Source organism: Micromonospora sp. NPDC050417, from assembly GCF_044458865.1.
In the GTDB taxonomy this organism is placed as follows: Bacteria; Actinomycetota; Actinomycetes; order Mycobacteriales; family Micromonosporaceae; genus Micromonospora_G.
Genome location: NZ_JBITIH010000024.1, coordinates 79,079 through 91,399, shown reverse-complemented (window position 1 = coordinate 91,399; position 12,321 = coordinate 79,079). Strand labels below are relative to the sequence as shown.

General features: G+C 70.1%; 11 protein-coding genes and 1 riboswitch. Of the genes, 5 read left to right on the top strand and 6 right to left on the bottom strand.

Going from position 1 to position 12,321, the window contains the following annotated elements; translation table 11 throughout:
• The first annotated feature begins 196 nt into the window (after nucleotides 1–196).
• Together ACIBF5_RS27020 and ACIBF5_RS27015 are read left to right on the top strand one after the other, a co-directional pair.
• Nucleotides 197–1,891, top strand: a complete 1,695-nt coding sequence (locus tag ACIBF5_RS27020) for an ATP-binding cassette domain-containing protein (RefSeq protein WP_396815687.1) — start codon at nucleotides 197–199, stop codon at nucleotides 1,889–1,891.
• Nucleotides 1,875–3,323, top strand: a complete 1,449-nt coding sequence (locus tag ACIBF5_RS27015; protein WP_396815686.1) for an aminotransferase class V-fold PLP-dependent enzyme — start codon at nucleotides 1,875–1,877, stop codon at nucleotides 3,321–3,323. Before ACIBF5_RS27020 ends, ACIBF5_RS27015 begins: the two co-directional genes overlap by 17 nt.
• A 256-nt stretch (nucleotides 3,324–3,579) precedes the next feature.
• Here the strand turns inward: ACIBF5_RS27015 and ACIBF5_RS27010 are convergent, their stop codons facing one another.
• Complete coding sequence (locus ACIBF5_RS27010; RefSeq protein ID WP_396815685.1) at nucleotides 3,580–3,984, bottom strand: nucleotide pyrophosphohydrolase; 405 nt, start codon at nucleotides 3,982–3,984, stop codon at nucleotides 3,580–3,582.
• A gap of 187 nt (nucleotides 3,985–4,171) precedes the next feature.
• Here ACIBF5_RS27010 and ACIBF5_RS27005 point away from each other — a divergent pair, with 187 nt between their 5' ends.
• On the top strand, nucleotides 4,172–5,338 hold the full coding sequence (locus ACIBF5_RS27005; protein ID WP_396815684.1) for an AI-2E family transporter: 1,167 nt from the start codon (nucleotides 4,172–4,174) through the stop codon (nucleotides 5,336–5,338).
• A 2-nt stretch (nucleotides 5,339–5,340) separates the two neighbouring features.
• Here the strand turns inward: ACIBF5_RS27005 and ACIBF5_RS27000 are convergent, their stop codons facing one another.
• Together ACIBF5_RS27000 and ACIBF5_RS26995 are read right to left on the bottom strand one after the other, a co-directional pair.
• Entirely contained in the window at nucleotides 5,341–5,973 is a 633-nt protein-coding gene (locus ACIBF5_RS27000) for an NADPH-dependent F420 reductase (RefSeq protein ID WP_396815683.1), read from the bottom strand.
• 64 nt (nucleotides 5,974–6,037) lie between these two features.
• Nucleotides 6,038–6,697: a dienelactone hydrolase family protein gene (locus ACIBF5_RS26995; RefSeq protein ID WP_396815706.1), complete on the bottom strand. Its 660-nt coding sequence runs from the start codon at nucleotides 6,695–6,697 to the stop codon at nucleotides 6,038–6,040.
• 293 nt (nucleotides 6,698–6,990) lie between these two features.
• Here ACIBF5_RS26995 and ACIBF5_RS26990 point away from each other — a divergent pair, with 293 nt between their 5' ends.
• A complete protein-coding gene (locus tag ACIBF5_RS26990; protein ID WP_396815682.1) occupies nucleotides 6,991–7,182 on the top strand; it encodes a hypothetical protein in 192 nt (63 codons plus the stop codon).
• Nucleotides 7,183–7,381: 199 nt separating this feature from the next.
• A riboswitch (cyclic di-AMP (ydaO/yuaA leader) is annotated at nucleotides 7,382–7,512 on the top strand.
• A gap of 3 nt (nucleotides 7,513–7,515) precedes the next feature.
• Nucleotides 7,516–8,550, top strand: coding sequence for a coiled-coil domain-containing protein (locus ACIBF5_RS26985; RefSeq protein WP_396815681.1), 1,035 nt, complete (start codon nucleotides 7,516–7,518; stop codon nucleotides 8,548–8,550).
• Between the two features lie 44 nt (nucleotides 8,551–8,594).
• On the opposite strand, the gene ACIBF5_RS26980 is transcribed toward ACIBF5_RS26985, so the two are convergent.
• The 3 genes from ACIBF5_RS26980 to ACIBF5_RS26970 all read right to left on the bottom strand — a co-directional run bounded on the left by ACIBF5_RS26980 (nucleotide 8,595) and on the right by ACIBF5_RS26970 (nucleotide 12,307).
• Nucleotides 8,595–11,021: a glycoside hydrolase family 65 protein gene (locus ACIBF5_RS26980; RefSeq protein WP_396815680.1), complete on the bottom strand. Its 2,427-nt coding sequence runs from the start codon at nucleotides 11,019–11,021 to the stop codon at nucleotides 8,595–8,597.
• The gene (locus tag ACIBF5_RS26975; protein ID WP_396815679.1) at nucleotides 11,018–11,770 is read right to left on the bottom strand and encodes an HAD family hydrolase; all 753 of its coding nucleotides are present in this window, start codon (nucleotides 11,768–11,770) and stop codon (nucleotides 11,018–11,020) included. Before ACIBF5_RS26975 ends, ACIBF5_RS26980 begins: the two co-directional genes overlap by 4 nt.
• A 72-nt stretch (nucleotides 11,771–11,842) precedes the next feature.
• Nucleotides 11,843–12,307, bottom strand: a complete 465-nt coding sequence (locus tag ACIBF5_RS26970; protein ID WP_396815678.1) for a DUF4442 domain-containing protein — start codon at nucleotides 12,305–12,307, stop codon at nucleotides 11,843–11,845.
• Nucleotides 12,308–12,321: the final 14 nt, after the last annotated feature.

The following is a 12,321-nucleotide window of genomic DNA, read 5'->3' as shown; positions in this document are numbered from 1 at the left end:
AGCCAACTCTCCCGTCCGTCGCCGCTCGCCCAGGGACCCGGCGAGCCAACGAAACGATATCCCCTGGCGCGGCCGAGGTTCGCGCCGTCGTCCGGGTGCGGATATCCGACTTCGATGAGCGCTGACGGAATGTGAACGGCGTGTCATATTCGCCAGAACGGCAGAATCGTCCTCAGACCGCAGGGATCGGCCAGCCATGACCCCATCCGGTACGACCACCGCACCACCGACCGGCGTACGCGTCGTCGCCTCCCACCTCCACCAGACCGTACGTGGTGGCCGGCAGATCCTGCGTGACGTCTCGCTCACCGTCGAGCCCGGCGAACTGGTGGCGATCATCGGTGCCAGCGGCGCCGGCAAGACCACGCTGCTGGAGACCCTCGCCGGGATACGCCCACCCCGTACGGGCACAGTGGACCACCAGGGCGGCGCCGAGCGGGTCACCGGCACGGCCGACGTCGGGTACGTGCCGCAGGACGACATCATCCACCGCGAACTGCCGCTGGAGCGGACCCTGCGACACGCGGCCCGACTCCGCCTCCCGCCGCAGACCGATCCGACCGCCCTCACCAAGCGGGTACGCGAGGTGATGGGCGAGCTGGGGCTGACCGATCAGGCCGGGGTGCCGGTCGGGCGGCTCAGCGGCGGTGAACGCAAACGGGCCAGCATCGCGGTCGAACTACTCACCCGCCCCGGGGTGTTCTTCCTCGACGAGCCGACGTCGGGGCTGGACCCGGCGATCGCCGTCGACCTGCTGCGCGTACTGCGCGGGCTCGCCGACGCGGCCGCCACGGTCGTACTCACCACGCACCAGGTCACCGACGTCGAGTTCTGCGACCGGGTCGTCGTCCTGACCCGGCAGGGGGAACTGGCCTTCGCCGGCAGTCCGGCGGCGGCCCGCGAGTTCTTCGGCGTGACCACACTGGCCGAGGTCTATCTGCGACTCGACGAGGAAGCCGGGCCGGGTGGCTGGCCGGTCCGGTTCGACCTCGGTCACGAAGCGGAAACCGACACCGACGGTCCTTCCGGGACGCCGGGTCGTCGGGGGCCCGGAGTGGGTCGGCTACGCCAGTGGGCCGTACTGAGCAGCCGCAACGTGGAGATCGTCGCGCGTAACCGGCTCACCCTCGCCATCCTGCTCGGCTCACCGCTGATGGTGCTGGGCATGTTCGCGCTGCTCTTCCGGCCCGGTGCGTTCGACCTCGCCGATCCGAGCCCGAACGTGACGGTGATGACCCTGTTCTGGATTGCTTTCGGCGGGTTCTTCTACGGGCTCACCTACGGGCTACTCCAGATCTGCACCGAGGTGCCGATCCTGCGGCGGGAACGGCTGGCCGGCGTACGCGTCGGGCCGTACCTGTTGGCCAAGGTCGCGGTGCTGCTGCCGCTGCTGGCCCTGGTCGACCTGGCCCTGCTCGGGGTCCTGGCCGGCATCGACCGGCTGCCGGAGGTCGACGTCAGCGCCTTCGCCGCCCTCTACACCACCCTGCTGCTCTCCTCGGCCGCCGCACTCGCCCTCGGACTGCTCTGCTCCGCTTCGGTGGCGGACGCCGCCCAGGCCACCCTGATGCTGCCGATGCTCTGCTTCCCGCAGGTCCTCTTCGTCGGCGCGATCCTGCCGGTGCCGGTGATGGCGGTCGGCGGCCAATGGCTCAGTTACGCGATGTCGAACCGCTGGGCGTTCGAGGGCCTCGGCCACACCGCCGACCTGGAACGGATCTGGCGTGACGGCGGTTCACCGCTCGGCCCGCCCCTGCTTGCCAGTTACGGCGACAGCTTCTCCCGGCCGGTCTGGGTGAACTGGGTGATCCTCGCCGGTTTCCTGGTCGCCTTCCTCGGCGCCGCCTGGACCGTGCTGGCCCGGAAGGACCGCCGTGGCACGCCCGCCTGAGGTGCCCGCCTCGGCGAGCCCGGGGTACGCCGGCACCGGCCGGATCGACGAGCTGCGTGCGGCCGAATATCCGCACCTGGACCGGGACGGGCAGGTCTACCTCGACTACGCGGGTGCGGGAGTGGCCGCGCACGCCCAGATCGAGGCGCACCACCAGCGGCTCACCTCGGGCCTCTACAGCAACCCGCACTCGGAGAACCCCACCTCGGTCGCGGCCGGGAACCTGGTGGAGTCGGCGCGACAGGCGGTGCTCGACTTCTTCCACGCCGACCCGGAACGGTACGCGGTCATCTTCACCGCGAACGCGACCGGCGCCTGCCGGCTGGTCGGTGAGGCGTACCGGTTCGGGAGATCCCGGCCGCTGGTGCTCACCTCGGACAACCACAACTCGGTCAACGGCATCCGGGAATACGCCCGCACCGCCGGGGCACCGACCCGCTACGTCCCCGTACGCGGGGCGGAGCTGCGGGTCGAGCGTTCCGATGTGGAATCGGCGTTGGTCGGGCGCCGCGGCGGCCCTTGGCGACGGCAGGCGGGGGGACTGTTCGCCTTCCCCGCACAGAGCAACTTCAGCGGGGTGCAGCATCCACTGGAGTGGATCGAGCTGGCCCAGCGGCACGGCTACGACGTACTGCTCGACGCCGCCGCATACACCCCGACGAACCGGCTGGACCTCAGCTCGGTCGAACCGGAATTCGTCTGCCTGAGCTGGTACAAGCTCTTCGGCTACCCCACCGGGATCGGGGCGCTGATCGCCCGCCGAGACGCCCTCGCCCGACTACGCCGGCCCTGGTTCGCCGGTGGCACGATTCGTGCGGTCAGCGTGCAGGGCGACTGGTACGAGCCGATGGACGACGAGTCTGCCTTCGAGGACGGCACACTCAACTTCCTCAGCATCCCCGACGTCGAGTTCGGGCTACGGTGGGTCGACTCGATCGGAGTCGACCTCATCCACAGCAGGGTCGACGCCCTCACCGGATGGCTGCTGCAACGGCTGACCGCGCTGCGGCACCATACCGGCGAACCACTGGTCCGGGTGTACGGCCCGGCGACGAACGACCGCCGGGGCGGCACCATCTCGTTCAACTTCCTCCACCCGGACGGCACCGTGGTCGACGAGCGCCTGGTCGCCGCCGAGTCCACGGCGGCCGGCCTCTCCCTGCGTACCGGATGCTTCTGCAACCCTGGTGCGGGCGAGGGTGCGTTCGGGATCACGAAGTGGCGGCTGGCCCGGACCCTGATGCGCAACATCAGGACCGTCGACGAGTACCTCGACGTGATGCGGGTGCCGACCGGTGGCGCGATTCGGGTGTCGTTCGGGCTCGCGTCGAACGCGACGGACGCGGAACGTTTCCTCTCCTTCGCCGAGGCGACCTACCTGGACCGGGACCGGCCCGAAGAGCTGGCACTGCCACCGCGACTCCGCTGCTGAACCACGCTGGGTCACGAAGGGTCGGAGGTTGTCCTGCTCACGTACGTAGCTCATGATCGAAAAGATCGTCGGGGGTCCACCACGGCCAACCTGACTGGCGCCGAGTGGCGCAAGATCACCGCTCCGACGTCGGGCTGTGGTCTTCCACTGCCCCTACAGGGGTAGTAGCCCGCCGCAGCCTGACGTGCAAGCCTGCCAGTGCCAGCACCCAGGGCCAAGACCGAGACGTCACCTACGTACCCGGATCAACCGAGGGCTACAACCCGGACGGTTGATGGGGCGGGACCTTCGCGACCGAGCCTCGGGCGCGTTCGACCGTGTACCGCAGGGCCGAATCGTCGAGCTTGTCGTGCGCCGCCTCGACCAGGTCGATGTCGAGTACGTCGGCGAGCCGGGTCAGGTACGTCATCACGTCGCCGATCTCGGCACGTACGCGCGCCCCGGCTGCCGGATTGTCCATGACCCGGGCGGCCTGTTCCGGGGTGAGCCACTGCAGTTCCGCGAGCAGTTCGCCCACCTCCCCGGCGAGCGCCATGGCGAGGTTCTTCGCGGTGTGGAACTGCTCCCAGTCCCGCTCGGCCACGAAGACCCGCAGGCGCTCGGTCAGTTCGGGAACGGTGTTGGCGCGGGCGGTGTTCCCGCTGCTCGGATCGGCGCTCATGCCACGGACGATATCTGGGCGGTCACGGACGCGACATCTCCGCGAAGGAGAACCCGACCTAGGCCCCATACCGTAGGATTTTGGGCGCCCTGCCCAGACGTGTCGACACCGCCCCGATCGGGTACTGCCTCTCCGCCGACATCGAGAGGGGTCACCGTGACCATGGCGAGCGAGCGGGAGGCCGACCATGTCTGACGGGACGGCAGCACCCGACCCCCAGTCCGCGAGCGCGCCCGACGGGGAACAAGAGGAGCAACGTACGACCTCCCGGAACCGGATGCAGGACGGCCAGGAGCGGATCCACCACACCTGGGAGAGCCTGCCCTGGTTCCTCCGCTGGGCGGTGGTGTGGAGCGCCTGCCTGCTGGTGGTCGCCGCCGGGATCTACCTGCTCGCCACCGTCGCTGCCCGGCTCGCGCCACTCACCATCGCGCTCGCCGCCACCCTTTTCCTCGCCGCAATGTTGGACCCGCTGGCCGTACGCCTGCGTCGGCTCCGCCTGCCCCCGGCGGTGGCGGCGCTGCTGAGCCTCTTCCTGTTGCTGGCCGTCATCGGCGGCGCCGCGTACCTGGTCTGGACCCTGACCGCAGACCAGTTCTCCAGTCTGAGCAAGCAACTGGACGAGGGACTCGACCGGACCCGGGACTTCGTCACCAGTTCGCTGCCGGTCAGTCCGGAGCAGTTGGACAGGTGGACCAAGCAGGCCACCGAGGGGCTACGCAGGTCGACCCCCGATCCGGTGGCCGGTGCGCGTACGGCGGCCGAGGTCGCCGGCGGCGTACTGCTGATTTTCGTACTGCTGTTCTTCCTGCTCAAGGATGGTCGCCCGATGTGGGGCTGGGTGCTGGGGCGGATCTCCGACCGGTCCCGGCCGGCGTTCGTCCAGGCGGGCCGGAACGGCTGGCACACGCTGAGCGCGTACACCCGGGGCACGGTGGCGATCGCGGCGATCGACGCCATCGGCATCGGACTCGGACTGGTCCTGCTCGGGGTGCCGCTGGCCCTGCCACTCGCCGTGATCACCTTCCTCGGCGGCTTCGTTCCGATCATCGGCGCCACCGTCGCCGGCAGCGTCGCGGTGCTGGTCGCCCTCGCCGCCAAGGGTCCGGCGACCGCCCTGTTCACCCTGCTCGTGGTGATCGCGGTGCAGCAGCTCGAAGGCAACCTACTCGAACCATTGATCATGAAACGGCAGGTACGGCTGCATCCGGTGGTCATCCTGGTGGCGGTCACCGCGGGCACGCTCTTCGGCGGAATCCCCGGGGCCTTCGTCGCGGTGCCGGTGACCGCCGTGGTCTACCGGGTCGTCGACACCGTCACCGCGCTGCGGCAGGGCCGAGACGCGCCGGGCTGACGTCAGGAGTCCAGCTTGAGCGCCTCGACCAGTTCGTCGGCGGTGAAGTCCGCCTCGTACGTGATGCTGCCCGGCTGCTGCTTGCGCCCACCGGTCGCCAGGTCGCCGGCGTCCACCGGCTGGAAGCCGAGTTCCTCGACCAGGTCCGCGACCGCCCGCTTGGCCTGCGGGTCGTTGCCTGACATGGGGATGCCGTACCGCTCCTGGGCGGAGGACTGGCGGGCGTGGTCACGCATGTCCTGCGCGTGCAGCGTGTTGAACGCCTTCACCACGTGCGCGCCCTTGAGGTGCTCCTGCACCATCTCGCTGGAGGTGATCTCGTCCTCGTCCAGGGCGGGATAGTGGCCATCCCGCTCCGGGTAGTAGTTCCCGGTGTCCATGACCGGCTTGCCCTTCAGTTCCTTGGTGGGCAGTTCCTCGTACCGTCCGAACGGCACCGAGACGATCACCAGGTCGCCGAAACGGGCCGCCTCCGACGCACTGACCGCGTGCGAACGGTGTCCCAGTTCGCCCACCAGGTCCTGGAGTGTCTCCGGTCCCCTGGAGTTGGCGATCGCGATCTCGTGGCCCGACTCCGCCAGTCGCTTGGCGAGCGTTCCTCCGACATTTCCCGCGCCAATGATCCCGATGTGCATGTCCGTGGTTACCCGCCGAGAGCCACCCCGAACAGGCCGAGTCAAGATCGGTCAGTGGGACCGGCTACGGCGCCGCGCCGAAGCTCGGTAGCCGCTCGGCGAACCACGTGGCGGCGTGGTCGGCAACCTGCTCCAGCGCACCGGGCTCGGGGAACAGATGGGTCGCGTCGGGGATGATCCGTAGTTCCACCGGCCCGCCGAGCGCGTCGCGGGCCTGCTGGTTGAACTGGATCACCTCCTCGTCCCGACCGCCGACCAGCAGCAGCGTCGCCGCCCGTACGCGGGAAAGGGCCGGACCGGCCAGGTCGGCGCGACCGCCACGGGAGACCACGGCCGGTACGTGTTCCGGCCGTTCCGCCGCGGCCACCAGTGCGGCCGCCGCACCTGTGCTCGCCCCGAAGAGCCCAACCGGCAGGGCGGCCGTGTCCGGGTCCCGCCGTAACCAGTCGATCGCACCCACCAGCCGGCCGGCGAGCAGTCCGATGTCGAACCGGAGTTCGGCGGTCTGCTCGTCGACCCGTTCCTCCTCCGGGGTGAGCAGATCCATCAGTACGGTCGCCAGCGAGTGCTGGTGGAGCACCCGGGCGACCGCGGTGTTACGTGGACTCCGCCGCGAGCTGCCGCTGCCGTGCGCGAACAGGACCACGCCGACGGCTCCGTCGGTGGGCATCACCAGGTCGGCGGTGAGCTCCACATCCCCGGCCGGGATCGCGGTCTCGGTCACGGTCGTCTCGACCTGTCCGGTCGTGGTCGTCTCGACCCGTCCGGTCGTGGTCGTCCCTACCTGCTCTCCGGTATCCCGGTTCTCTGTCTCCACCCGCTGTCCGGTACCCGGGTTCTGGACGAACAACCCAGGTACCGGACAGCGGGTGGAGACGAGCAGTGAGGTGGCGGGGCCGTTTGCCGTCTGCCCGCTCGGGAAGGCGACAGGTGCGGCCCGCTCGGGAAGGCGCCGAGTGCGGCAGGAGACCACGGAGGCCGCGACAGCGGCCCGCGTCGAGTGATCGCGAGGATGCCATGACCCGCCAGAAATCCGCCAAGTCCGAGTCCACCCCGACCAGCGCCCGCCCGCCGCAGGACAAGCGCGACAAACGTAACGCGGGGCGGGACTGGGCGGACGACGCCGCCCAGGCACGGGCCTCGGACGACCCGCGCCGGGTGGCTCCGCACGACCAGAACGGCGTCCCCTCGACCGGGGACCGCTTCTGACCGTCGTACGGACCCAGGGGACGGGACCACCCGGCCCAGACGGACGCCTCGGCGGGTCCCCTTCGAGGGGCCCGCCGAGGCGTCCACGCGTACCAGAAGATTTCGTTCGTGGCGACGTAGATTCAGCCCCTATAAGTCCGACTGATCCGGTAATGTCTCCCTCGGTTCCGACCCGGTGGTTACCCCCTCGAGCTGTCGGCGACGACCGCCGCCCAATCGCCATCGCGCGAGCCGGGGAACCAGGTAGGTGGGGTGAATCCGCACTCGCGGTAGGGCTAGTTCCGTCCCGAACCCGTCAGCTAACCCGGTCGGCGGCCGACGGGAGGAACGTGCATGACGACACCTATGCGTCAGCGGTTCTCGCTGGCCCTGACCCTGCTCGCCGCGGTGAGCACGCTCGCTGGCGCGGCAGTCGTGGCCGGACCCGCCGCAGCCGCGCCCGCCGGCCCGGTCACCCCGGGCGAGGAGGGCGGCAATCCCCTCTTACGCGACGTCCTCGAATCGACCGGGCGAGGTTACGCGGCGGCCAGGAACGCGGTGGAGAACTCGCGCAAGCGTCAGGCCGTGCTCGCCGACGAACTGCGCCAGATCGAGGAACAGCTCTCCACGATCGGCCCCGAGGTCGGTGAGGTGGCGGTCAACGCCTACCGGCTCGGGCGGATCGGACCGATCAGCGCACTGCTCGGCAGCGCCGGCCCGGAGGAGTTCATGAAACGGGCCGAGGGCCTCGACCTGATCGCGCAACGCGACAACAGCAAGCTGCGCCAGCTTCGGGAAGCGCGCAACCAGGCCAGCCGGGCCAAGAGCGCGGCCGACGCGGCACTCGTCGAGGAGCAACGACATCTCGCCACAATGGCCAAACAGAAGGAGGCGGCGGAACGTGCCCTCGCGCTGGTCGGCGGCACCGCCACCGAGGGATTCGTCAACGCCTCCTCACCGGAGGCGGACCCGGCCCCGCGCGGCCGGGACGGATCCTGGCCAGCCCAGTCCTGCACCCGCTCCGACCCGACGACCAAGGGCTGCCTCACCCCGCGCACCCTGCACGCACTCCAGGAAACCCGGCGCCTCGGTTTCACCAGGCACGTCTCCTGCTACCGGACCGGCGGACCCTTCGAACACCCGAAGGGTCGGGCCTGTGACTTCTCGGCGCAGCCGAACGGCTTCGGCGGCGATGCCACCGGCGGCGACAAGACGTACGGCAACAACCTCGCCGCGTTCCTGGTCCGTAACGCCGACAAACTCGGCATCCTCTACGTGATCTGGTACCGGCAGATCTGGTTCCCGGCGACCGGGTGGAAGAAATACTCCTCGGCGCACGGCGACCCGTCCAGCGACCACACCAACCACGTACACCTCTCGCTGCTCTGACAACCCGGGCGCCCCAGATGGCACGACGGCACGACGGCGGCGTGTTACCCCTGGGACTTGTCCGGCGCGGTCCGCTGCTCGGTCGGCGGGTTCGAACCGGCGCTGTCGATGACCGAGGCCCGGCGGGCCGGGGCGCGGCCGGGCGGCTGCTGTGGTGCAGGACCCGTCGGAGATGGCGGCGGGTTCGGCCGGGTGACCGGCTCCTCGCAGGTGACCCGGACCCGCTCGCCGTGGTGGAGCAGGTCCATCGTGCCGCTCCGGTCGCCGTTACGCAGGGCGTACGTCGTCTCCTGTTCCCGTACGTCCACCCGCAACCGGTGCCCGTGCCAGACCAGTGAGAACTCCAACCGGTCGATCCGGTTCGGCAACCGGGGTGCGAAGGAGAGGATCTCCGTGTGGTCGCGCATGCCTCCGAACCCGGCGACCAGTGCGATCCACGCCCCGGCCAGAGACGCGACGTGGACCCCGTCACGGGTGTTCTGGTTCAGGTCGTGCAGGTCCATCAGGGCGGCCTCGCCCAGGTAGTCGTGGGCGAGTTCGAGATGTCCCACCTCGGCGGCGAGGACCGCTTGGGTGCAGGCGGACAATGACGAGTCGCGGACCGTACGACGCTCGTAGTAGGCGAAGTTGCGGGCCTTCTCCTCCGCGGTGAACGCGTCCCCGCGCCAGTGCATCGCCAACACCAGGTCCGACTGCTTCACCACCTGCTTGCGGTAGAGGTCGAAGTACGGATAGTTCAGCAGCAGCGGGTACTTCTCCGGTGGCGTGCCCGCGAAGTCCCACTCCTGGAGTTGGGTGAAACCCTCCACCTGCTGGTGCACCCGGAGTTCCGCGTCGTACGGAATGTGCATCGCGTTCGCCGCGTCCCGCCAGGCCGCGGTTTCCTCGTCGTCCACCCCGAGCCGCCAGGCATGGTCGCCGTGCCGGCCCACCGCCTCCGCCGCCGCGAGCAGGTTCCGCTGCGCCATCAGGTTGGTGTACAGGTTGTCGCTCTTCACCGCGGTGTACTCGTCCGGGCCGGTCATCCCGTCCAGGTGGAACCTGCCGGCCCGGTCGTGGTGGCCGAGCGAACGCCACAGCCGGGCGGTCTCGACCAGCAACTCCAACCCGACCTCACGTTCGAAGTCCAGGTCGCCGGTGGCCTGTACGTAGCGCCGCACCGCGTCGGCGATGTCCGCGGCGATGTGGAACGCCGCCGTTCCCGCCGGCCAGTACGCGGAGCACTCCTGGCCCCGGATCGTCCGCCACGGGAAGGCGGCCCCGTTCAGCCCGAGGGTCCGCGCCCGTTCCTGCGCCATGCCGAGGGTCGAGTGCCGCCACCGGAGTCCGGACACGACAGCCGACGGCAACGTGTACGTCAGCACCGGCAACACGAAGGTCTCGGTGTCCCAGAAGACGTGTCCGTCGTATCCGGGACCGGTGAGCCCCTTGGCCGCGATCGGCCGCAACTCCGCCCGCGCACCCGCCTGCAGCACGTGGAACAGGCCGAAGCGGACCGCCTGCTGCACCTCCGGATCGCCCTCGACCTGTACGTCCGAGGTGTCCCAGAAGGTGTCCAGGTACTCGCGCTGTTCTGCCAGGAGCCCGCTCCAACCGGAGAAGCGGGCACCGGCGAGCGCCGCACCGACCTGGTCCCGCAACGCCGGGCGGGACCGTTCACTGGACCAGCCGTACGCGACGTACTTGTCCAGCCGGATCCGCTCCCCCGGCTGGGTGACGCAGGTGACGGTGGTCCGGGCCCAGTCGTCGAAGGTCTCGGTGCTGAGCGTGGTCCGGGTCGGCCCGTCCAGTTCGTGTCCCATCGCCGCGGCGAGCCGCAGCCCGCTCGCCCGGGTGTGGTGGACCAGCAGGCCACCGTCCTCCAGTGCCAGGTGTTCCTCGGACTCCAGCGGCGACTCCAGCACGGCCGCGACCCGGGGGTCCCGGCTCTGTGCGGGCAGCACCTCGTTGGCGACCAGTTCCGACTGCACGATCAGGCGCAGCGGCTCGTCGACCGGTTCCACCTCGTAGCGGATCGCCGCGACCGACCGCTGGGTGAAGGAGACCAGCCGGGTGCTGCAGATCCGGACCCGCTTGCCGGCCGGCGAGCGCCAGAGCACCGACCGGTGCAGGGTTCCGGCGCGCAGGTCGAGCACCCGTTCGTGGTCGAACAGTTCGCCGTAGCGCACGTCGAACGGTTCGTCGTCGACGAGGAGTCGGATCAGTTTGCCGTTGGTGACGTTGACGATGGTCTGACCGGACTCCGGGAAGCCGTAGCCGGCTTCGGCGTACGGCAGCGGCCGTAGTTCGAAGAACGAGTTCAGGTAGGTGCCGGGCAGACCGTGCGGCTCTCCCTCGTCCAGGTTGCCGCGGAGTCCGATGTGCCCGTTGGCGAGTGCGAAGACCGACTCCGACTGGGCCAGTACGTCCACGTCGAGCCGGGTCTCGCGGACGTGCCAGGGCTCCACCGGGTACGCCCGCTCGCGGATCATCGGGTTTCCTCTCCGCTGAGCAGTTCGGCCAGGTCGGTGACGACGGCGTCGGCCCCGCGTGCGCGCAGCGCGTCCGCCTGCCCGACCCGGTCGACGCCGACGACGTGGCCGAACCTGCCGGAGCGGCCGGCCTCGACCCCGGCCAGCGCGTCCTCGAAGACGGCGGCCTGGTCGGGTGCGACCCCGAGCAGTTCGGCGGCGGCCAGGAAGGTGTCCGGGTGTGGCTTGCCGCGTAGTCCCCGCTGGGCGGCGACGACCCCGTCGACCCGGGCTTCGAGCAGGTCTTCGAGACCGGCGGAGGCGACCACGTCACGGCAGTTGGCGCTCGCCGACACGACCGCCCGGCGGAGCCCGTGTCGGGCGGCGGCGCGCAGGTACGCGACCGAGCCGTCGTACACCTCGACGCCGTCGGTGTGGATCCGCCGGAGCAGGATCTCGTTCTTGCGGTTGCCGATCCCGTTGACCGTGTCGGCCCTCGGCGGATCGTCGGAGTTCCCTTCCGGCAGCACGATGTTCCGGGAGGCGAGGAAGGTACGGACACCGTCGGCGCGTGGGCGGCCGTCGACGTACTGGTTGTAGTCCGCCCCCGGGTCGTACGGCTGGAAGGGCTCGCCTCGGTCTGCGGCCCGGCGGCGCAGGAAGTCGTCGAAGGTCTCGGCCCAGGCGGCGTTGTGGACCCGGGCGGTCTGCGTCAACACGCCGTCCAGGTCGAAGAGGCAGGCGGTCACATGACCGGGTAGGCCCAGCACATCATCAACTTATCCGGATGGGCGGGCCGGATAAACGTCTTTGCGGCACCCGGTTCGCTGGTCGCGCCCGGGTCACTGCCGCCGTAGCGTCCAGACCACGGTCATCTCGGCGGTCAGCTCACCGTCCTCGGTGCCGACCTCGACCAGGACCGGGAACTCCGGCCGGGTTCCGGTGTCGAACTCGGCGATCACCTCGGAAACGGGGCGGCCGAGCCGGGCGGTCGCCCGGACCGCGCCGAGGGCGAGCTTCCGGTAGCGGATGTCGGCGGTGACGGTGAGCGGTACGGCGCGGTCGAGCAGCCCGCCGAAGGCGGCCAGGACGACCGCGCCGGATGCGGTCTCGCCGAGCGTGAAGAGCGCACCGGCGTGCGGTCCGCCGACGTGGTTGTGGGCGGCGGGCGAGTCCGGCAGTCGGACCGTGGCCCGGACACCTTCGGCGCCGTCCGGTGCGATCTCCACGAATTCGAATCCGAGGGTGCGGACGAACGGCACCCCTTCGAGCATGCCGGCGGCGATCTGACGTGAGTCGATGGTCATGGCCGGAGGCTACT

Excerpts from the sequence above, each read along its gene's own strand:
- ACIBF5_RS26980 (WP_396815680.1), bottom strand. The coding sequence starts at position 11,021 with ATGATCCGCGAGCGGGCGTACCCGGTGGAGCCCTGGCACGTCCGCGAG.
- ACIBF5_RS27010 (WP_396815685.1), bottom strand. The coding sequence starts at position 3,984 with ATGAGCGCCGATCCGAGCAGCGGGAACACCGCCCGCGCCAACACCGTT.
- ACIBF5_RS27000 (WP_396815683.1), bottom strand. The coding sequence starts at position 5,973 with ATGCACATCGGGATCATTGGCGCGGGAAATGTCGGAGGAACGCTCGCC.
- ACIBF5_RS26990 (WP_396815682.1), top strand. The coding sequence starts at position 6,991 with ATGACCCGCCAGAAATCCGCCAAGTCCGAGTCCACCCCGACCAGCGCC.
- ACIBF5_RS27005 (WP_396815684.1), top strand. The coding sequence starts at position 4,172 with ATGTCTGACGGGACGGCAGCACCCGACCCCCAGTCCGCGAGCGCGCCC.
- ACIBF5_RS27020 (WP_396815687.1), top strand. The coding sequence starts at position 197 with ATGACCCCATCCGGTACGACCACCGCACCACCGACCGGCGTACGCGTC.
- ACIBF5_RS26970 (WP_396815678.1), bottom strand. The coding sequence starts at position 12,307 with ATGACCATCGACTCACGTCAGATCGCCGCCGGCATGCTCGAAGGGGTG.
- ACIBF5_RS26985 (WP_396815681.1), top strand. The coding sequence starts at position 7,516 with ATGACGACACCTATGCGTCAGCGGTTCTCGCTGGCCCTGACCCTGCTC.